The 20,075-nt window shown below is 73.5% G+C and carries 18 protein-coding genes and 3 tRNA genes; 5 read left to right on the forward strand and 16 right to left on the reverse strand.

All coding sequences use genetic code 11. The features are described from left to right. The first annotated feature begins 107 nt into the window (after positions 1–107). Positions 108–992 carry an NUDIX hydrolase gene (locus AB0B63_RS07935; RefSeq protein WP_219468161.1) on the forward strand — a complete coding sequence of 295 codons (885 nt, stop codon included), beginning with the start codon at positions 108–110 and terminating at the stop codon, positions 990–992. A 316-nt stretch (positions 993–1,308) separates the two neighbouring features. On the opposite strand, the gene AB0B63_RS07940 is transcribed toward AB0B63_RS07935, so the two are convergent. The 3 genes from AB0B63_RS07940 to leuC all read right to left on the reverse strand — a co-directional run bounded on the left by AB0B63_RS07940 (position 1,309) and on the right by leuC (position 4,273). After that, positions 1,309–2,055, reverse strand: coding sequence for an HU family DNA-binding protein (locus tag AB0B63_RS07940; protein WP_357015657.1), 747 nt, complete (start codon positions 2,053–2,055; stop codon positions 1,309–1,311). 172 nt (positions 2,056–2,227) lie between these two features. Further along, positions 2,228–2,815 (reverse strand): 3-isopropylmalate dehydratase small subunit, encoded by a 588-nt coding sequence (gene leuD / locus AB0B63_RS07945; RefSeq protein WP_208567255.1) that lies wholly within the window; start codon positions 2,813–2,815, stop codon positions 2,228–2,230. A gap of 15 nt (positions 2,816–2,830) precedes the next feature. Further along, positions 2,831–4,273 (reverse strand): 3-isopropylmalate dehydratase large subunit, encoded by a 1,443-nt coding sequence (leuC, locus tag AB0B63_RS07950; protein ID WP_208567256.1) that lies wholly within the window; start codon positions 4,271–4,273, stop codon positions 2,831–2,833. 49 nt (positions 4,274–4,322) lie between these two features. Between leuC and AB0B63_RS07955 the strand changes: the two genes are divergently transcribed. Further along, positions 4,323–5,009, forward strand: a complete 687-nt coding sequence (locus AB0B63_RS07955) for an IclR family transcriptional regulator (RefSeq protein ID WP_088646078.1) — start codon at positions 4,323–4,325, stop codon at positions 5,007–5,009. A 240-nt stretch (positions 5,010–5,249) separates the two neighbouring features. On the opposite strand, the gene AB0B63_RS07960 is transcribed toward AB0B63_RS07955, so the two are convergent. The 4 genes from AB0B63_RS07960 to AB0B63_RS07975 all read right to left on the reverse strand — a co-directional run bounded on the left by AB0B63_RS07960 (position 5,250) and on the right by AB0B63_RS07975 (position 7,067). Next, positions 5,250–5,325, reverse strand: a tRNA-Glu gene (locus tag AB0B63_RS07960). A 545-nt stretch (positions 5,326–5,870) separates the two neighbouring features. Beyond that, positions 5,871–5,943, reverse strand: a tRNA-Glu gene (locus tag AB0B63_RS07965). Between the two features lie 140 nt (positions 5,944–6,083). Further along, positions 6,084–6,155 (reverse strand) — tRNA-Gln (locus AB0B63_RS07970). Between the two features lie 108 nt (positions 6,156–6,263). After that, entirely contained in the window at positions 6,264–7,067 is an 804-nt protein-coding gene (locus tag AB0B63_RS07975) for a fumarylacetoacetate hydrolase family protein (protein WP_357015662.1), read from the reverse strand. Between the two features lie 155 nt (positions 7,068–7,222). On the opposite strand from AB0B63_RS07975, the gene AB0B63_RS07980 reads away from it, so the two are divergent. Then, on the forward strand, positions 7,223–8,872 hold the full coding sequence (locus AB0B63_RS07980) for a hypothetical protein (RefSeq protein ID WP_357015665.1): 1,650 nt from the start codon (positions 7,223–7,225) through the stop codon (positions 8,870–8,872). 71 nt (positions 8,873–8,943) lie between these two features. Then, a complete protein-coding gene (locus AB0B63_RS07985; protein ID WP_208567259.1) occupies positions 8,944–9,828 on the forward strand; it encodes a 3-methyladenine DNA glycosylase in 885 nt (294 codons plus the stop codon). 153 nt (positions 9,829–9,981) lie between these two features. Here AB0B63_RS07985 and AB0B63_RS07990 read toward each other — a convergent pair whose 3' ends face one another. The 8 genes from AB0B63_RS07990 to AB0B63_RS08025 all read right to left on the reverse strand — a co-directional run bounded on the left by AB0B63_RS07990 (position 9,982) and on the right by AB0B63_RS08025 (position 17,055). Further along, the gene (locus tag AB0B63_RS07990; RefSeq protein WP_357015668.1) at positions 9,982–11,154 is read right to left on the reverse strand and encodes a cellulose binding domain-containing protein; all 1,173 of its coding nucleotides are present in this window, start codon (positions 11,152–11,154) and stop codon (positions 9,982–9,984) included. 89 nt (positions 11,155–11,243) lie between these two features. After that, the gene (locus tag AB0B63_RS07995) at positions 11,244–11,642 is read right to left on the reverse strand and encodes a DUF4180 domain-containing protein (protein WP_208567261.1); all 399 of its coding nucleotides are present in this window, start codon (positions 11,640–11,642) and stop codon (positions 11,244–11,246) included. A gap of 229 nt (positions 11,643–11,871) precedes the next feature. Continuing rightward, on the reverse strand, positions 11,872–12,297 hold the full coding sequence (gene arfB, locus AB0B63_RS08000) for an alternative ribosome rescue aminoacyl-tRNA hydrolase ArfB (RefSeq protein WP_208567262.1): 426 nt from the start codon (positions 12,295–12,297) through the stop codon (positions 11,872–11,874). Positions 12,298–12,375: 78 nt separating this feature from the next. Beyond that, complete coding sequence (locus AB0B63_RS08005) at positions 12,376–13,239, reverse strand: trypsin-like peptidase domain-containing protein (RefSeq protein ID WP_357015672.1); 864 nt, start codon at positions 13,237–13,239, stop codon at positions 12,376–12,378. Positions 13,240–13,296: 57 nt separating this feature from the next. Beyond that, positions 13,297–14,256, reverse strand: coding sequence for a VWA domain-containing protein (locus tag AB0B63_RS08010; RefSeq protein WP_208567264.1), 960 nt, complete (start codon positions 14,254–14,256; stop codon positions 13,297–13,299). Further along, entirely contained in the window at positions 14,253–15,254 is a 1,002-nt protein-coding gene (locus AB0B63_RS08015) for a DUF58 domain-containing protein (RefSeq protein ID WP_357015676.1), read from the reverse strand. Before AB0B63_RS08015 ends, AB0B63_RS08010 begins: the two co-directional genes overlap by 4 nt. Then, complete coding sequence (locus AB0B63_RS08020) at positions 15,251–16,300, reverse strand: AAA family ATPase (protein ID WP_208567266.1); 1,050 nt, start codon at positions 16,298–16,300, stop codon at positions 15,251–15,253. Before AB0B63_RS08020 ends, AB0B63_RS08015 begins: the two co-directional genes overlap by 4 nt. 233 nt (positions 16,301–16,533) lie before the next feature. Beyond that, positions 16,534–17,055, reverse strand: coding sequence for a hypothetical protein (locus AB0B63_RS08025; RefSeq protein ID WP_208567267.1), 522 nt, complete (start codon positions 17,053–17,055; stop codon positions 16,534–16,536). 395 nt (positions 17,056–17,450) lie between these two features. On the opposite strand from AB0B63_RS08025, the gene AB0B63_RS08030 reads away from it, so the two are divergent. Continuing rightward, on the forward strand, positions 17,451–18,386 hold the full coding sequence (locus tag AB0B63_RS08030) for an endonuclease/exonuclease/phosphatase family protein (protein ID WP_357015975.1): 936 nt from the start codon (positions 17,451–17,453) through the stop codon (positions 18,384–18,386). 16 nt (positions 18,387–18,402) lie between these two features. Here the strand turns inward: AB0B63_RS08030 and cimA are convergent, their stop codons facing one another. Beyond that, entirely contained in the window at positions 18,403–19,986 is a 1,584-nt protein-coding gene (gene cimA, locus AB0B63_RS08035; RefSeq protein WP_208567269.1) for a citramalate synthase, read from the reverse strand. Positions 19,987–20,075 lie beyond the last annotated feature (89 nt).

Consider the following 20,075-nt stretch of genomic DNA (forward strand, 5'->3'; position numbering starts at 1 on the left):
CGGGCGGCGAGCCAGGCGGGCGGGCGGGCGGCGAGCCAGGCGGGCGGGCGGGCGGCGAGCCAGGCGGGCGACCGACGGGACCGATTCTCCGGACGTAGGGTGACCAGATGGTGGACGAGGAGGCGGCCGGGATCCGGGCGGCCGGTGGGGTGGCCTGGCGGCCGGCCGGTGACGGCGGGGTCGAGGTCTGCCTGGTGCACCGACCCCGCTACGGCGACTGGTCGCTGCCCAAGGGCAAGCTGGAACGCGGCGAGCACCCGCTGCTGGCCGCCGTCCGCGAGGTGGCCGAGGAGTCCGACGTGCGGGCCGTGCCGCAGGTCCGGCTGCCCACCGTGCGGTACCGCAGTGAGGGCCGGCCGAAGGTGGTCGACTACTGGTCGATGCGGGCCGTGGCCACCGGCGGGTTCCAGCCGGACACCGAGGTCGACGACGTGTGCTGGCTCGACGTCGACGCCGCCGTCCGGCGGGTCAGCTACCCGCACGACGCGCAGGTGCTGACCGCGTTCGCCGCCCTGCCCCGGGTCACCGGCACGGTGGCACTGGTCCGGCACGCCCACGCCGGTAAGCGGGCGACCTGGTCCGGACCGGACACCGGCCGGCCGTTGGACGCCGAGGGGGTCACCCAGGCACGGGCGTTGGCCCCGCTGGTCGCCCTGGTCCGCCCGGTACGGCTGCTGTCGGCCTCGCCCCGCCGCTGCGTGCAGACCCTGGACCCGGTGGCCGACCTGCTGGATCTGCCGATCGAGGTGTGCGGGGACTTCGACGAGCCGCAGCCGGGTCAACAGGTCGACGAGTGCGCGTTGGCCGCCGCCGGCCGGTTGGCCGAGCTGGCCGCCCGTGGGCAGCCGGTCGGGGTGTGCAGCCAGGGCAAGGTGATCCCGGGGGCGTTGGCCCGGCTCGCCGGGCGCGACGACGACTTCGGCACCGCCAAGGGGGGCGGTTGGCTGCTCGCCTTCACCGCCGACCGGCTGCTCGCCGCCGACCGCCTCTGAACACCCACCCCCGACCGGCCCCGGACACTCGCCGCTGCACCCTCGCGGCCGACCGGGTGCAGGACCCTCACGGTCGGCCGACGCCGGACAGTCACGGCCGGATGCCGCTGCGCCCCCGCGGCCGACCGGGTGCAGGACCCTAACGGTCGGCCGACGCCGGACAGTCACGGCCGGACGCCCGTGCGCCCCCGCGGCCGACCAGGTGCAGGACCCTCACGACCCGGCCGACGCCGGACAGTCGCGGCCGGCCCCCGGTTGGAGGTCGGAAACGGGCGCCCACCGTGTCGGTGGGCGCCCGTTTCGTCGTACCGGGAAATCAGCGCTTGGCGGCGGTCCGCTTCGCCGGCGCCTTCTTCGCGGTGGTGGCCTTGGCGGTGGTGGCCTTGGCGGTGGTGCTCTTGGCCGCGGCGGTCTTCTTGGCCGCCGCGCTCCGGGCGGGAGCCGACTTGGTCGCCGTGGCGGTCTTCTTCGCCGGAGCGGCCTTCTTCGTGGCCGCCTTGGTCGCGGTGGCGGCCTTGGTGGCCTTCGCCGCGGTGGTCTTGGCGGCACCGGTGGCCTTGCTGGCCGCGGTCGTCTTCTTGGCCGCGGTGGCCTTGACGCCGGTCGCCTTCGTCCCGGTCGCCTTGCTGGCCGCGGTCGTCTTCTTGGCCGTGGTCGCCTTGGCCGTGGTCGCCTTCGCGCCGGTGGCCTTGGCGCCGGCCGCCTTGGTGGCGGTGGCCTTCGTGCCGGTGGCCTTGGCGGCCGCCGTGGTGGTGGTCTTCTTCGCCGGAGCGGCGGTCTTCGGCACCTTGCCGGTGGCCACCATCTCCTTGAAACCGGCGCCCGGCTTGAAGGCCGGCACGGATGTCTTCTTGACCTTCACCGCCTCACCGGTACGCGGGTTGCGCGCTGTTCGCGCCGCCCGGACACGCTTTTCGAACGATCCGAATCCGGTGATCGCCACTTTGTCGCCCTTGGTGACCGCCGCCTGGACCTCGGCGAGGACCGCGTCGAGCGCCGCCGTCGCCGACTTCCGGTCCCCCAGGCGAGCGGCGAGCGCCTCGATGAGCTCGGCCTTGTTCACGACTTCCTCCCGATTGTGCAACTGACTCGACGCGAGCCATTCTGCGCGCACCGTATGCCCTGTGCTGCCTGGACACAAACATTCGGTGGAAAAAAGCCCTTGTGTCGTAACGGATTCGCCCCCACCGGATGAACCGGTGGGGGCGAAAACGGTGCCGTGGCCCGGCGTACGGCTAGACCACGGCGGGGGTGAACGACGGTCGGCCGGCCTCGTACGCCTCAATGTCGGCGACGTGCCGCAGGGTGAGTCCAATGTCGTCGAGGCCCTCCATCAGCCGCCAGCGGCTGTGGTCGTCGAGCGGGAACGGCCAGGTGGAATCCCCGACCCGGACCTCACGGGTGGTCAGGTCGACCGTCACCGGCGTGGTCGGATCGGCCTCCACGAGGTCCCAGATCTGCTCGACCGCGGTCAGTTCCAATTCGACCGGGAGGAGCCCTTCCTTGAGCGCGTTGCCCCGGAAGATGTCACCGAACCGGGGCGAGACGACCGCCTGGAAACCACCGTCGCGCAGCGCCCACACAGCGTGCTCCCGGGACGACCCGGTGCCGAACTCGGGCCCCGCCACGAGGATGCTGGCCCCGGAATACGCCGGGTTGTTGAGCACGAATGCGGGATCGTCGCGCCAGGCCCGGAAGAGCCCGTCGGCGAAGCCCGTCCGGGTCACCCGCTTGAGGTACACGGCCGGGATGATCTGATCGGTATCCACATTGGAACGCCGCAGTGGCGCGGCGGTGCCGGTGTGGGTGGTGAACTTGTCCATCTCTCGGCTGCCCTTCTACAGATCGGCCGGGGCGGCGAGCCGGCCGGTCACGGCGGTGGCGGCGGCGACCGGCGGCGACACCAGGTGGGTACGCCCGCCCCGGCCCTGCCGGCCCTCGAAGTTGCGGTTGGAGGTCGAGGCCGAACGCTCGCCCGGCTTCAGGGTGTCCGGGTTCATGCCCAGGCACATCGAGCAGCCGGCGAACCGCCACTCCGCTCCGGCGTCGGCGAAGACCTTGTCCAGGCCCTCCGCCTCGGCGGCCTCCCGCACGGCGGCGGAGCCGGGCACCACCAGCATGCGTACCCCGTCGGCGACCCGGTGGCCGCGCAGCACGTCGGCGGCGGCCCGCAGGTCCTCCAGCCGGCCGTTGGTGCAGGAACCCACGAAGACCACGTCGACGGCGAGGTCACGCAGCGGGGTGCCCGGGGTGAGGTCCATGTACTCCAGGGCCCGGCGCGCGGCGGTCCGCTCGGCGTCGGTGGTGAACTCCTCCGGGTCCGGCACGGCCGCGCCGAGCGGGACGCCCTGACCGGGGTTGGTGCCCCAGGTGACGAACGGGGTGATCCGGCTCGCGTCGAGGGTCACCTCGGCGTCGAAGGTCGCGTCGTCGTCGGTGGGCAGCGTCCGCCAGTAGGCGAGCGCCGCGTCCCAGTCCGCCCCGGCCGGCGCGTGCGGCCGACCCTTGAGGTACGCGAAGGTGGTCTCGTCCGGCGCGATCAGACCCGCCTTGGCACCCCACTCGATGGACATGTTCGCCACCGTCATCCGGCCCTCCATCGACAGCGCCCGGATCGCCTCGCCCCGGTACTCCACGATGTGACCGCGTCCGCCGCCCGTGCCGACCTGGGCGATCAGCGCGAGGACCAGGTCCTTGGCGGTGACGCCGGGGCCGAGCTGACCGGTGACGTTGACCGCCATGGTCTTCGGGCGGGCCTGCGGCAGGGTCTGGGTGGCCAGGACGTGTTCGACCTCACTGGTGCCGATGCCGAAGGCCAACGCGCCGAACGCGCCGTGGGTGGCGGTGTGGGAGTCGCCACAGACGATCGTCATCCCCGGCTGGGTCACGCCCAGCTGGGGGCCGATCACGTGCACGATGCCCTGGTTCTCGTCGCCCAGGGGGTGCAGCCGCAGGCCGAACTCGGCGCAGTTGCGGCGCAACGTCTCGATCTGGGTACGCGAGGTCGGGTCCGCGATCGTCAGCAGGTCGCCCCGGCGCAGCCGGAACGCGGGATCGTCGTACCCGGTCGGGGTGTTGTGATCCTCGGTCGCGAGCGTGAGATCGGGGCGGCGGACCTGCCGGCCGGCCTGGCGCAGCCCGTCGAACGCCTGCGGGCTGGTCACCTCGTGCAGCAGGTGCAGGTCGATGTAGAGCAGGTCCGGTTCGCCCTGGGCGGTCCGTACGACGTGTGCGTCCCAGACCTTTTCGGCCAGGGTCCTCGGTTGAGTGACTCCCACCATCTGGACATCCTAAATTCTGGGAGGTAAATTTCGGCTTGTGGGACACAGTATGAGCGGTGTCGGCGTGCTCGACAAGGCGGTGGTCATCCTGGCCGCCTGTGTCGACGGCGCCAGCCTGGCCGAACTAGTCGAACGCACCAAGCTGCCCCGAGCCACCGCACACCGGCTGGCCCAGGCACTGGAGATCCACCGGATGCTGGTCCGGGACACCCAGGGACGATGGCGTCCCGGGCCCCGGCTCGGCGAGTTGGCCAACGCCGCCCCGGACGTCCTGCTGACCGCCGCCGAGCCACTCCTGGCCGCACTGCGCGACGCCACCGGGGAGAGCGCCCAACTCTACCTGCGCCGGGCCGACGAACGGGTCTGCGTGGCCGCCGCCGAACGGGCCAGCGGCCTACGGGACACCGTCCCGGTCGGCTCGGTGCTGCCCATGACGGCCGGCTCCGCCGCGCAGATCCTGCTCGCCTGGGAGCCCCCCGAGGCGGTCATGCCGCTGCTGCCCCGGTCCAAGTTCACCGGCCGCACCCTCGCCGAGGTACGCCGCCGGGGCTGGGCGCAGAGCGTCGCCGAACGGGAGGCCGGTGTGGCGAGCGTCTCCGCCCCCATCCGGGACCGCACCGGCCGGGTGATCGCCTCGATCAGCATCTCCGGCCCCATCGAACGCCTCGGCCGCCGCCCCGGCGAACGCCACGCCATGGCCGTCGTCCGCGCCGGCCAACGCCTCTCCGGCCTCTAACCCCCCACCCCACCCCGCCCACCCCACCCACGCCCCGCCCACCCGCCCCGCCCCGGTGATCAAGAAGTTTGCGTCATGGTTAGAGATCAAAGTGACGCAAACCTCTTGATCAACTGACGCAAACCTCTTGATCACCGAGGCGAGACCGGCGGGAGCAGGGAGGGCAGGGGAGATGGCCGGGAGCGGGACCGGGAGAGATGGCGATCGGCCCGCCTCGCGGGGCGAGACGGGCCGATCGTGTGGTAGCCCCGACCGGATTCGAACCGGCGCTACCGCCTTGAGAGGGCGGCGTCCTGGGCCACTAGACGACGGGGCCAGGCACTTTTCCTGCTTCACCACCCCGGGGGGCGTCGCGGGATTAGTCTAACGGCACCGACATCCGGCCCCCAAGACGGGGGTCGGGGCCCTGCGGTCGTGCGCCGACCGGGCCATCGCCGGCCAGCACCGGGGGACGTGGGCACCCCCAGGGGGCGGCCGGGCGTGTAGGCGCCCGGGGATGTGGGCGTCCCAGGGGCGAAGTAGCGGTATCTGGTGGCTGGGATGGCGCAACAGCGCCCCACGTGGGGTTCTACCCGGCCGGGCAGGCAGAACAGCCCGGGCGGACAGCCGGATATTCCGGCCGGGCGGCGGACAGGCGGGGCGGAGCGGCCGACCGACGAACAAATGGGGCAGGCAGGCGCGAAACGGTCAGGCGGCGGGACAAGCGAGGCAGGCGGACGCGGAACGACCGGCCGACAGACAAACGAGGCAGGCGGACGCGGAACGACCGCCGACCGGCGGACAAGCAAGGCGGGCGGGCGGGCGGAGCGGCCGGATGCGAAGAAGCCCGCCCCAGCGAGGTGGGACGGGCTGTCAGCGTTGTAGCCCCGACCGGATTCGAACCGGCGCTACCGCCTTGAGAGGGCGGCGTCCTGGGCCACTAGACGACGGGGCCAGAACATAGCTTGTGCTTCCCTGCCCTGCCGGGCGGGGAAGCTGCACTCTATCAGAGATCAACTTGACTCCCGTGGCGGGAGCGGTGTCGATCACCGTCAGAATCCAGCGTCCGCGGATTCGGGTGAACCTGCGGTTGCGCTGGGGTACCAGGACTCGAACCTAGACTAACTGAACCAGAATCAGTTGGGCTGCCAATTACCCCATACCCCATTGGCCCCTTGTGGCGCCGGGAAGGAACTTTACCCTCCCCGCGCCAACAGGCCAAATCCAATCCCCCAAACCGCCCTTGAGCTGCGGAAACAGGGGGTGTCGTACGGCTCAGGCGACCGGGACCACCGAGTTGGTGAGGTCGCCGATCCCCTCGATCCGCACGGTGACCGTATCCCCGTCGGTGAGCGGACTAACCCCGGCGGGGGTGCCGGTCAGCACCACGTCCCCGGGCAGCAGCGTCATCACGTGCGAGATGTACGACACCAGCGCCGGCACGTCGAACACCATGTCCTTGGTCCGACCGAGCTGGCGTACCTCCATCTCGGTCGGGTTGCGCCCCACCTCGCAGCGGACCTCCAGGTCGGAGACGTCCAGGCCGGTGGTGATCCAGGGGCCGATGGGGCAGAACGAGTCGAAGCCCTTGGCCCGGGTCCACTGCGAGTCGGACCGCTGCAGATCCCGCGCGGTGACGTCGTTGGCGCAGGTGTAGCCGAAGATGGCCCGCTCGGCGGCGGCCCGGTCGGCCCGGCGGGCACCCGGCGCACCGATCACCACGGCCAGCTCCGCCTCGTGCTCGACGTGCTTGGAGAAGATCGGCAGCCGGATCGCGTCCCGGGGGCCGATCACCGAGGTGGACGGCTTGAGGAAGAGCAACGGCTCCTTCGGCACCTCGTTGCCGTGCTCGGCGGCGTGCTCGGCGTAGTTACGCCCGACACAGACCACCTTGCTCGGCAGGATCGGCGAGAGCAGCCGAACGTCGGAGAGCGCCCAGCGGGCGCCCGAGAACTGGATCTGCCCGAACGGGTGGCCGTCGATCTCGGCGATGGTCAGGCCCTGCGGCCCGGCCTCCGACTCGCCCTCGACGACCCCGAACGACATTCCCTTGGCATGAGCGAAACGAGCGATACGCACCCGGCCAATCTATCCCCCACGGCGGCGTCGCCCGTCGGCCACCGGGAAACGTCGGCGCAGCGTAGGCCATCGGTCGGCGCTGCGGGCGGGGTTCGGGGCTTCGTACCCGCCCGGAGGGTCCCCGCTCCTAACGTCGGCTCCGGAGGTTCGTTGGTATGCCTGCATCGAGACGACACCACAGGGCCCTCGCGGTTTTCGTGAACTGCCTGGGCATTCTCGCCGCCGTACCGGCGCTGCCCGGCACGGACCCCGCGCCCCGCGCGCCGGCGACGACCACCCCGGCCGCGGCCACCCAGGCGACGACCGGCACGCCCGTGGTCCGGGCACCGGCCGCCGAGCCCGCCACCGGGGCGGGACGTACCACGGCACCGGGCCGGGCACCGGCGGCAGACCCGGGCGGCGCGGCGGATCCGGGAGGCACGGCGGATCCGGGCAGCGCCCCGGCGGCACGCCGGGGCCGTGAATTCGACCCGGCGGTCGCCGCACCGGCCCGTCTCGCCGCCTGGGCCACGCCGGTGGCGGCGGCCCGGGAGACACCACCACCGGCGGTACGCCCTCGGGCCGCACCGGCCGCACCCGGGGTGGCGGCGAGCGGCGCGGTCGTGCCGGTCACCCCGACGGCACCCGCCCCGGGGATGACCACCGCCGGCAACCCGGGCGTACCCCGACCGGCTCCGCAGGTCACCGTGGCCGTGGCGCCAGCCGCGACGTCGGTGCCGGGCTACCGGATCATGGTGCGCAACACCGGCAGCGCGACGGTGCAGACCATGGTCCGGCAGGAGGTGCCGGCGGGTGCCTCGATCACCGCGGTCAGCGCGGGTGGGCTGGCCACCCGGCCGGGCGGGGCCACCGGCGGCGGGGAGGTCACCTGGCGGCTCGTCGTGCCGGCCGGGTCGACCCGGACCCTGGACACCGCCCTGGCCGCCACCGCGCCGGGCCAGGCGCTGACCGCACCGGCCTGCGCGTACACCAGCGACGGTGACCAGCCGTACGACTGCGCGACGGCCACCTGGCGCAGCGGAGCGGCCCCGGAGGCGGCGGTGCCCGCGACGCCGGCCTGGCGGCAACCGCCGATCCTGCTCGGGGCGGCCGTGGTGGTGCTGGCGCTGCTGGCCGGCGGTTCGTGGTGGTGGCTGCGGGCCCGACGACGGGTGAGCGGTGTCGAGCCGACCGGCACCGCGCCGGTAGCCGCGGGCCACCCCCCGTACGCCGGCGGGCCGGCGGCCCCGGGTGGCGGGACGGTGTACCCGCGCCCCGCCGCCCCGGGACAGCCCGCGCGACGACGTAACCCGTCGGTGTGGCTGGTGGTGGGGGTGGCCGCGACCGTGCTGGCCGGGGTGGTCTTCGCCGCCGCGTGGACGGCCACCCGGGAGGTCGCCGCGATCGACACCACCAAGCAGCCGACCGCCGGGGCCTGGACGGGCACCACCATGACCGGCGCGGTGGGGACCCCGCTGCGGGAGAAGGCGTTCGAGTTCACCGTCTACCGGGTGGCCTGCGGCACCGCGAAGGTGGCGAGCCAGCAGTGCCAGGCCACGGTCGGGGTCCGCAACGTCACAGCGGAGCAGCAGAGCTGGCACGGTCAGCTCCAGCGGGCGTACCTGCCGGGGGGCACCTGGGTCAGCACCGACGAGGACGCCACCCGGCTGGCGAACCTGGGGCGGGACGTCTTCGCCCAACCCGTGTCGGCGGGCAGCCGGGTGGTGCTGCCGCTGGTCTTCACCGTGCACGGGATGCAGAAGCCGGAGCAGTTGGAGCTGCGCAGCGGGGTGTTCTCCGCCGGTGTCCGGGTGGACGTGCCCTGACCCGGCGGGACACGCCGGACGGCAGCGACGTGCGCTGACCGGGGGCGGGCGGCGGTCGTACCCTGGTGGGTGTGACCGCCGCCCTCGCACCCGCCGCCCTCGACGCGGCCGACTGGCGGGCCCGGCGGGCGGCCCACGAGGCGCGGGTGGCCGGCTGGCTGGACCCGCACCTGGCCCGGCGTCGCACCGGCGGCCGGCACCCGGTGGAGGACTTCCTGTTCACCTACTACTCGCACCGCCCGGCGCAGCTGCGCCGCTGGCATCCGGGCGCGGGGGTGCTGCTGCGCGATGCGGACCCGGCCGAGTTCGGCCGGGACTACCGCGCCGGCCCCGCCGGGGTCACCCTCGACACCGACGGGGTACGCGACCGCCGCGCCGACTCGATCGCCTGGATCAGGGGTCTGCTGGCCGCGACCGCCGGCCGGCCGGCGCACCTGGGCTGCTTCGGGATGCACGAGTGGGCGATGGTCTACCGGCAGACCCAGGAGGAGGTACGGCACAACGCCTGGCCGTTGCGGCTCAGCCCGGACGACACCGCCGCCGTGGTACGCGAGCGGGGCGTGCGGTGCAGCCACTTCGACGCGTTCCGGTTCTTCACCGCGCCGGCCCGGCCGCTGAACCTGCTCCAGCCCACCCGGGAGACGCAGCACGCGCTGGAGCAGCCGGGCTGCCTGCACGCCAACATGGATCTCTACAAGTGGGCGTACAAGCTTTCCCCGCTGGTCGCCTCGGAGCTGGTCGCGGACTGTTTCGCGCTGGCCCGGCAGATCCGGGCGCTGGACATGCGGGCCAGCCCCTACGACCTGGCGGCCCTCGGCTATCCCCCGGTCCGGGTGGAGACCCCCGAGGGTCGGGCCGAGTACGCGGCGGCGCAGCGGGGTTTCGCCGAGCGGGCCGCCGTGCTCCGCGCCCGGCTGCTGGCCGCCCTGGACCTCGCCGGGGCTGTCCACAGCTGACCGTCCGACGCACGCCTCGACTGCCGGCTGCCCGCCCGTCTCCTGCGTGATCACGCTCGATCCACGAAGTAGTGGCCTCCGTCGTCCGGGAGGCCACTACTTCATGGATTCAGCACGATCTTGCGGGTGTTCTTCGGCGAACGGGTGGACCGGTCAACTGGCGGTGCAGGTCGCCGTGGGGGCGGTGGCGGTGCCGGTGTGGGTGCCGAGGAACCCGAAGGTGGCCTCGGCTGCCGGGGCCAGCGCGCCGTTCCAGTTGACGTTGCGGGCGGTGACCGCGCTGCCGGTCTGGGTCAGCTCGGCGTTCCAGGTCTGGGTGATCTGTTGCCCGGCGGGCAGGGTGAAGGTGACCCGCCAGCCGGTGGTCCGCGCGGTGCCGGTGCTGCGCACGGTCACCTCACCCTGGTGCCCGCCCTGCCACTGGTTGGTGATCCGGTAGCTGGCGGTGCAGGCGACGCCCGCCGGCGGCGAGGTGGTCGGCGGGTCGACCGTGGGTGACCCGGTGGGGCTGACCGTGGGGCTCGCCGTCGGGGTGGGCGAGGCCGTCGGGGTGGGCGGGGTGGTGGGGCTGACCGTCGGGGTGGGCGAGGCGGTCGGGGTGGTGCCGCCGAGGGCGGCCACCAGCGCCGGGTACCACCGGTCGGACATCTTCTGGTCGCCGGCCGCGTTGGGGTGCACCCCGTCGTAGGTGTCGGTGCTGGTGCTGAACCCGGTCCACTGGTCGACCACCACGATCGGCGACGCGGCGGTGGTCTTCCCCGCCGCCCAGCCGTCGATCACGGCGTTCAGGGCCACCGCCCGCTGCCCGCACTCGGCGCAGCTCGACGGGGCCATCGGGATGATCTTGGCGACGATGATCCGCATCGCCGGGTTGCCGGCCCGCATCTGGTCCACCAGCTTGGAGTACGCGGCCAGGATGGTGGCCGGTGCGATGTTGCTCCACACGTCGTTGGTGCCGAAGTGCATCAGCACGACGTCGGGGCGGGTGGCGGCGAGCCAGCCGGGCAGCAGGTTCTGGTTGGCGACGTTCGTCACCAGGTAACCGCCGTGGCCCTCGTTGTCCCCGTCGTACGGCTGGCCGCAGCCCTGCGGGCCGAGGGTGCCGACGAAGTCGACGTCGGTGTGACCGGTGGACTGGAGACGGTTCCAGAGGATGGACCGCCAGCAGCCGGGCGAGCCGGTGATCGAGTCGCCGAGCGGCATGACGCGGACCGGGGTGGCGGCGGCGGGCCGGGCCGCCGGGGTGGCGACCAGCCCGACGAGCAGGGTGAGGGGGACCGCCGCGAACGCGGCGAGCAGGGCGGAGAGGAACGGCCTTCGGAGCATGGTGAGGGGACTCCTGTCACGTGACGACGTGCGGTCGGTGACGGCCCGGTTTGCTCCCACGGACATCCCAGCAGACCGGGTGCCCCGACTCAACGCCCTCCCGCATCCTGGCGAAGCGCTTCGACGCGCAGCCGCTCCTCCAGCGCGGCCAGGGTGTCGACGAACCACAGCTGGCCACCCCGGTTGGCCTCGACGACGAAGTCACGCAGCGCGGTGCTCCGTGTGACGTGCCCGGAGATGTCACCGACCACGGCCAGCCGTAGCCGGTAGTTGACGAACTTCTGCACCACCTCGCCCGCCACCCCGGTGCGCAGCGTGAAGAACTCGACGGCGAGCCGGCGTACCGGCAGCACCACCAGGTCGACCCCGTGGCCCAGGGCCGCGCCGATCACGTCGGTGGCGTCGTCGCCGCCGCAGATCCTCGGCCCGTCGGCGGCGCCGGCGAGCGCGGTGGTGCCGGCGAGGGTGACCAGGGTGTCGGTGGACATGCCCGCCAGCCTAGGCAGCGCCGGGCCACACCGGCCCGGGTTTCGCCGTGCACGGCCGGCCCGGGTTCACGCGAGCCACACCGACCGAGGATCTCGCCGTGCACGGCCGGCCCGGGTTCACGCGAGGCCACACCGACCGAGGATCTCGCGGTGCACGGCCGGCCCGGGTTCGCGCAGGGCCGCGCCGACCACGGGTTGCGCGGTGCGCGGCCGGTTCGGGTGGGGCAGCTCAGTCGCCGTCGGCGCGGCGGTCCCGCTTGCGCTGCGACTGCCGCTTCTTGTCGGCGAGACGGCGTTCCTTGGCGCCCCGCGAGGGCCGGGTCGGACGGCGGGGCGGCGGGGGTGGGGCGACAGCCTCGCGCAGCAGCGCGACCAGGCGTTCCCGGGCCGCCTCCCGGTTGGCCAGTTGCGCCCGGTGCTCGCTCGCGGCGATGGTGAGCACCCCGTCGACCAGCCGGCCGGCGAGCCGCTCCAGCGCCCGTTCCCGCAGCACAGGGGGCAGGCTGGTGGTGCCGGCCAGGTCGAAGCTCAGCTCGACCCGGGAGTCGGTGGTGTTGACACCCTGCCCGCCGGGCCCGGACGAGCGGGAGAACCGTTCCCGCAGCTCGGCGGCGGGCACGGTCCACCGATCGGTCACCCGCAGTCCGTCGTCCACCCCGCGAGGCTAACGCCCCCGCCCGACGCCGTGCGGCGCGGTCACCGGGGGCGCGGCCCGCGGACCCGCACGGGAGGCTCAGCCGCCCTTGCCGATGATCGTGTCGGCGGTCTGCTGCACCTGGTCGATGGGGATGGCGAAGCCGATGCCGATCGAGCCGCTGCCGTCGATGGTGGCGATCGCCGTGTTCACCCCGACCACCTCGCCCCGGGCGTTGACCAACGGGCCACCGGAGTTGCCCGGGTTGATCGACGCGTCGGTCTGCACCGCGCTGCGCCGGTTGGTGCCCAGCCGTACCTGCCGGTTGAGGGCGCTGACGATCCCGGCGGTCACCGTGCCGGCCAGGCCGAGCGGCGACCCGACCGCGAGCACCGGCTCACCGACGCGGGTGGACCGGGGCTTGGCCAGGGGCAACGGGGCCAACCCGGCGGCCGACGGCACCTTCAGCACGGCCAGGTCGCTGCCGGGTTCCCGGCCGACCACCTCGGCGGCGTACCGGCGGCCGTCGGGCATCTCCACGGTCACCGCGCCACCACCCCCCTTGGCCAGGATGTGGTCGTTGGTGACGATGTGCTGCTCGTTGTCGATGGCGAAGCCGGAACCGGTCGCCGACTGCCCGGTGGCACCCCCGCCGACCAGCACGGACACCACCCCGGGGACGGTCTTCTGGGCGGCGGTGACCAGTTCCGCCGGCATCGGGGCGGCGGAGGCCGCCGTCGGGCCCGCCCCGCCCTGGCCGGCCACCCAACCGCCGGCCGCCGCCCCGGAGACGGTGGACAGGGCGACCACCGCCACGGCGGTCCACAACCGGCCACGCCAGCGCCGCCGGGACGGGTCCTCCCCCGGATCCGGTACGTCCCACCGGTGCCGGCCGTCCGGCCCCAGGTCGGGTGAGAGGAACCAGGGACCCCGGGGTTCCCCCAGACCGGTCTGTACTGCCATACGTCCGCTCCTCACTGTTGTGACGGATCAGGGGCAGGTGGGCCCGCGTCGTCCCCCTCAGGGCAGGCGGGAGAACCAGCGCATCGACCCGGCCGCCGCCCCCATGGCGAAGACCAGCCCGAGCCCGATGAACCGGGCGGAGATGTCCTGACGTTCCTTGCGGTAGCCGACGGACGAGCCGATGTCCTCATAGACGTCGCGCAGTTCGGCGCTGCTGCCCGCCTCGTGGAACCCGCCCCCGGTCTGGTCGGCGACCTCCCGCAGGGTCTGCCCGTCGACCGGCACCTGGATCGGGCGGCCACCCCGGTCGACGAACCCGCCCGGGGTGCCGAACGAGATGGTGTGCACCGGCACCTTCGCCTCGACGGCCGCCGAGGCCGCCTCCATCGGGTCCGCGCCGGAGGTGTTCGCCCCGTCGGAGAGCAGGATGACCCGGGCCGGCGGCGGTTGCTTGGCCGCCTTGTCGTCGAGGCTCTTGACCGCGCCGAGACAGGCGCTGATCGCCTCGCCGATGGCGGTGCCCTGCACCCCGGTGATCCCCTCGGCGAGCCGGTCGATCCCGTCGTGCAGGGCGCCCCGGTCGGTGCTCGGCGGCACCAGCACCGCCGCGCTGCCGGCGAAGGCGACAAGTCCCACGTTGAACTCGTCGGGCAGCCCGTCGACGAAGGTCCGGGCGGCCTCCTTGGCGGCGGTCAACCGGTCCGGTTCGACGTCGGTGGCGAGCATCGACGTGGACACGTCCACGGCGACCATCACGGTGGCCCGCTCGCGGGGCACCCGTACCTCGGCGGTGGGCCGGGCGAAGCCGACCACCAGCAGCGCCAGCATGGCCAGGAACAGCCCGGCGGGCACGTGCCGCCGCCAGGCGGGCCGCTGCGGGGCGACCCGGTCGAGCAGTCGCAGGTTGGTGAAACGGACGGCGTACCGGCTGCGTCGGCGCTGCGCCAGCAGGTAGCCGGCGGCCAGCGCGACCACCCCCAGCAGCAGCAGGAGCCGGACGGGTGACTGCCAGTTCACGCGAGACCTCCCCGGGAGGCGGCGGGCGCGGCCGCCAGCCGACGCTGGGTGTGCACGTGCCGCACGATGTCGGCGGTCCAGTCCCGGTCGGTGCGCAACGCCAGGTGACCGGCTCCGCTGCGGCGCAGTGCGCGGGCCACCTGGGCGCGTTGCGCGGTGGCGGCGTCGGCGTACCGGCGGCGTAGCGCCGGGTCACCGGTCCACACCTCGCGCCGCCGGCCGGTCTCCGGGTCGACCAGGGTGATCAGGCCGACGTCGGGCAGTTCCAGTTCGCGGGGGTCGGTCACCTCGACCGCGAGCACCTGGTGCCGGGCGGCGAGCCGGCGCAGCGCCGGTTCCCAGGGTGCCGGGGTGTCGTGGTCGTCGGGGAGCCCGTCGAGGAAGTCGGAGACCACCACCACCAGCCCCCGCCGTACGGCGGTCCGTTGCACCGCCGCGAGGGCTGCGGCCAGGTCGGGGCCGACCGGCGGGGTGGCCGGTGGCTCGGCGTCCGCCCGGGGGGCGTGCAGCAGCGCACGGAGCAGGCTCAGCAGGTGGGTACGCCCGCTGCGGGCGGGGAACCGGCGCAGCCCGTCGGTGCCGAGCACCTGTGCGCCGAGCCGGTTGCCGGTGCCGGCGGTGAGGAACCCGATCGCGGCGACGGCGGCCACGGAGAGTTCCCGTTTGTCCAGCTCGGCGGTGCCGTACTCCATGCTGGGGCTGGCGTCGACCAGCAGCCAGGTGGTCAACTCCCGGTCGGCGTCGACCTCGCGGACGTGCGGGACGGTGGTGCGGGCGGTGACCGCCCAGTCGATCCGGCGTACCTCGTCCTCGCCGGGGCGGTACTCGCGGCTGCCGGCGAGTTCGCTGCCGGGGCCGGGCAGCAGGCCACGCAGCTGGCCCTGGAGCAGCCCGTCCAGCCGGCGGGTGACGGTCAGTTCGAGGCGGCGCAGCCGCTGTTCGGGGGCGAGGTCGGCCAGGGTCGGGCCGGCGGGTGCCGGGGCGGTCCGGGGTCTCACGCCGCCGCCAGGTCGGGCGTGTACTCGGGGTGGCCGGTGGCGAGCACCGGCGGCGGCACCGCCTGGACCAGCCGGTGCACCACCGCCTCGGCGCTGACCCCGTCGGCGACCGCGTCGAAGGAGAGCACCAGCCGGTGGGCGAGCACGTCGACGGCGAGTTCGCGGACGTCCTCGGGGAGCACGTACTCGCGGCCCCGCAGCAGCGCCTGGGCGCGGGCGGCGGCGACCAGGCCGAGGGTGGCCCGGGGGCTCGCCCCGTACGCCAGCAGCGGGGCGATCTCCGGCAGCCCGAAGCGGGCCGGGTCGCGGGTGGCCAGGATCAGCCGGACCACGTACTCGGCGAGCGCGTGGTGCACGAAGACGTGGGCGGCCCGGCGCTGGTAGTCGCGCAACCGGACCGGGTCGAGCACCCGACGGGGGCGGGGCCGGTCGCTGCTCATCCGGTAGAGGATGGCCAGCTCGTCGGCGTCGCCCGGGTAGTCGACGACGATCTTCATGAGGAAGCGGTCGCGTTGTGCCTCGGGGAGCTGGTAGACCCCCTCGGACTCGATCGGGTTCTGGGTGGCCAGCACCAGGAACGGCTCCGGCACCGGCCAGCTCCGGCCGCCGATGGTGACCTGCCGTTCGGCCATCGCCTCCAGCAGCGCGGACTGCACCTTGGCCGGGGCCCGGTTGATCTCGTCGGCGAGCACCAGGTTGGCCATGATCGGGCCCAGCTCGACGTCGAACTTCTCGGTCGAGGCGCGGTAGATCCGGGTGCCGACGATGTCGGAGGGGACCAGGTCGGGGGTGAACTGGATGCGGGTGAAGGTGCCGCCGACGACGGTGGCGAGGGTCTGCGCGGCCAGCGTCTTCGCCACCCCGGGCACCCCTTCCAGGAGGCAGTGCCCGTCGGCGATCAGCGCGGTGAGCAGTCGTTCGACGAGCCGGTCCTGCCCGACGATCACGCGTCTGACCTCGAAGAGGGTCTGTTCCAACTCGGCGCCTGCCGCATCGGCTTCGACCGGGCTGGGCAGGCTGGCCAGGGTGTCCGAGATGTCCGTCACGGTGCTTGCTTCCCGGGGCGGTGGGCAGGCAAACGTCGGAATTTCCGCCCCTGGCAGGCCCTTTCCCGGCCGGACCGGGACGACCCGCCCGTAGGGGCGGCAACACCGTGGGACGGCAGGACCGGTACGTCAGGTGCCGCGCGTCGACCCCCGCCCGGCGGCGGGAAACCTGCTCCACAACGGACGGTGCCGGCCCCCGGGCTGGGGGCCGGCACCGTCGACGCGGCTGCGCGTCAGTTGGCGACGAACAGGTGGAACGGCTTGCTCGACACCGAACCGCCGGAGCTGTACGTCTGGATGAAGACGCCGTTCGGGGTCTGGTTGCGGGGCGCGACCGAGATCTCGCCGGCCGGCGGCACGTTGAACTGGTCGTTGGTGCCGATGGTGGCCTGGAACGCCTTCCCGACCACGCTGTAGTCGAGCAGCACCTGGTACTGGCCGGTGCCGTACTTGGTCGACGACACGACGTTCGCCGAGTGCTGGAGCAGGGTGCCGTCGCTGGCGACGACGGCCCAGGCGACCGAACCCGCAGCCGGCGGGGCGAGCGAAACCTTCAGCGCGGCGCGGGCCTGCTTGGCTTCGGCTGCCGTCACCGGCGGCTGACCGGTGGCACCGGCCAGCCGGGCCCCCGGCTGAGCCACCTCGGCCGGGGCCTTGGTCGTGGGCTGGGCGGCGGCGATCCCGCCGCCGGCCAGGGTGAGCGCCAGGACGCCGAGCGTCACCGCCGCCGCCTTACGCCTGAAGAATGTGGCCATGACAGGTCTCCCTCTTGTGACCGTGGCGATACGGCCGGCCCACCGTTCGGAGAGCCGGATGGGTCTGGTGCGGACGGGCCGGAAATGACGCGGACAGAAGAGTTCCATCCGCGTCGGAAATGTTGACCGATCAACACTCCCGACCGGCCTGAGCTGGGATTACTACGCTCTGTTGCGGCACCTCAACGAGGAGGAACCTAACACCGACAAAAGCGGAGCGTCAATAGCGGACCAATCCGTTTTGCCATCTCGAAAACGATGTTGAAAATTGCGAAAGATGAAGTCTCGACCATTCACGAATGGATGCCGGGGCACTGCGGACGGCGTCGGTCACTAGGCTGACCGCCGTGCTCACGACCCCGACGCCGTCCACCACCCGCCGCCCCGCAGCCACCCTGCTCTGCTGGCTGGCGGTGGCTCCCGGCCTCGCCTGGGCGGTGGTCCGCCTCGCCGGGCTGGACCGGGGCCCGCTGGTGCAGGCGCTCGCGTTCACCCCGTACGTGGCAGGGTGGAGCCTGCTGGTGTTGACGCTGACCCTCGCCCTGCGACGCCGGTGGCCAGCGGTGGCCGCGGCGGTGGCGGCACTGGCCCTGGTCGGGGCGGTGGCACCCCGCGCCCTGCCCACCGGGCAGCCGACGGTCGACGGGCCCGAGCTGCGGCTACTCACCGCCAACCTGCTCAAGGGCGGCGCCGACGCGACCACCCTGGTCGAGCTGGTCCGCCGGCACCGGGTGGACGTGCTCACCGTGCAGGAGTTCACCCCCGCGGCGCGCGACGCCCTCGACCGGGCCGGCCTCGCCGGCCTGCTCCCCCACCGCCAGCTCAACCCGGAGGTGGGCACCACCGGCTCCGGGCTCTACGCCCGTTTCCCGCTCTCCGACGGCGGCTTCCGCCGCAACGCCGGCTTCGCGTTCACCCAGGCGTACGCGACGGTGGCGGTGCCGGACGCACCCCCGCTGCGGGTGGAGTCGGCCCACCCGGCGGCACCCTGGTCGGTCGGGGTGGTCGGCGAGTGGCGCACCGACCTGGCCGGCCAGCCGCGCGCCACCCCCGACGGGCAGCTCGGCATCCTCGCCGGGGACTTCAACGCCACCCTCGACCACGCCCCGCTGCGCGCCCTGCTGGCCAGCGGCTACGTGGACGCCGCCGACGCCGCCGGGGCCGGCCTGGTGGGCACCTGGGGCCCGTACGACGGCACCCCGATCCCGCCGGTGACCATCGACCACGTCCTGGTCGACCGCCGGATCGCCGTCCGCGCGGTCACCGTCCACCGGGTGCCCGCCACCGACCACCGTGCCGTACTGGCCACCCTGCGGCTGCCCACCCGCTGAGGCCGGGGGCGGCGGATCAGACCCGGGCCCGGTCCAGGCCGTAGGTGAGGGCGTCGACCAGGGCGTGCCAGGAGGCTTCGACCACGTTGGGGTGCACACCGACGGTGGTCCAGTCGCGGCCGGTCCCGTCGGCGGTCTCCACCAGCACCCGGGTCACCGCCCCGGTGCCGTGGGTGCCCTCCAGGATGCGCACCTTGTAGTCGGCCAGCTCGAAGTGGCGCAGCTCCGGGTAGTACCGCAGCAGTCCGACCCGCAGCGCCTCGTCGAGGGCGTTGACCGGTCCGTTGCCCTCGGCGGTGGCGATCACCCGCTCACCGCGTACCCGGATCTTCACGGTCGCCTCGGAGACCACCGCACCGTCCTCCCGGTGCTCCACCAGCACCCGGTACGACTCCAGCGCGAACGGTCGCACCGGGGCGGCGTCCGGCAGCTCGGAACGGACCAGCAGCTCGAACGACGCGTCGGCGGCCTCGAACGACCAGCCGCCCGCCTCCAGCTCCTTGACCCGGGTGGTCACCTTCGACACGGCGTCCGGATGGCCGGCCAGGTCAAGACCCAGCTCGCGGCTCTTCAGCTCGATGCTGGCCCGGCCGGCCATCTCGGTCACCAGGATCCGCATGTCGTTGCCCACCACCGACGGGTCCACGTGGTTGTAGAGCAACGGGTCGACCTTGATCGCGCTCGCGTGCAGCCCCGCCTTGTGGGCGAAGGCGGCGGCCCCGGCGTACGCCTGGTGGGTGTCGGGGGCGATGTTGGCGATCTCGGCGATGGCGTGCGAGACCCGCACCATCTGTTCCAGGCAGCCGTCGGGTAGGACGGGCAGCCCGAGCTTGAGCTGGAGGTTGGCCACGACGGCGAAGAGGTCGGCGTTGCCGGGACGCTCGCCGTACCCGTTGGCGGTGCCCTGCACGTGCCGGACCCCGGCCTCGACGGCCGCGATGGTGTTGGCCACCGCGCAGGCGGTGTCGTTCTGGGCGTGCATGCCGAACAGCTCCGGGGCGATCCCGGTCCGCGCGGTCAGGTCGGCGATCGCGGCGGTCACCCGGGACGGGAGCATCCCGCCGTTGGTGTCGCAGAGCACGAACCGCTCGGCCCCGGCGGCGAGCGCGGTCTCGACCACCGAGGCGGTGTACGCCGGGTCGTGCCGGAACCCGTCGAAGAAGTGCTCACCGTCGACGAAGACCCGTCGTCCCTGCGCGACCAGGTGGGCGACCGTGTCCCGGACCATCGCCAGGTTCTCCGCGCCGGTGGTGCGCAGGGCGCGTTCGACGTGCCGGATGTCGGCCTTGGCGACCAGGGCGACGGCCGGGGTCTGCGCGTCGAGCAGCGCCCGCACCTGCGGGTCGTCGGCGACGGCGATCCCGGCCTTGCGGGTGGCCCCGAACGCGACCAGCAGGGCGTGCCGCAGGTCCAGCTCGGTGCGGGCGCGGCGGAAGAACTCGGTGTCCTTCGGCACGGCGCCCGGCCACCCGCCCTCGATGAAACCGACGCCGAACTCGTCGAGCAGCCGGGCCACCGCCAGCTTGTCGATCACCGAGTAGCTGAGCCCCTCGCGCTGGGCGCCGTCGCGCAGCGTGGTGTCGTAGACCTGGAACGTCATCGCGAGTCCCTTTCTTCGGACCGTCGAACCTTGCGGGGGGCAACAAAAAGACCCCCCGCGGATGCGGGAGGTCTGCGCGCTCGGCGGAG

Origin of the sequence: Micromonospora sp. NPDC049081, from assembly GCF_040648835.1 — a bacterium.
GTDB classification, from domain to species: Bacteria; Actinomycetota; Actinomycetes; order Mycobacteriales; family Micromonosporaceae; genus Micromonospora; species Micromonospora antibiotica.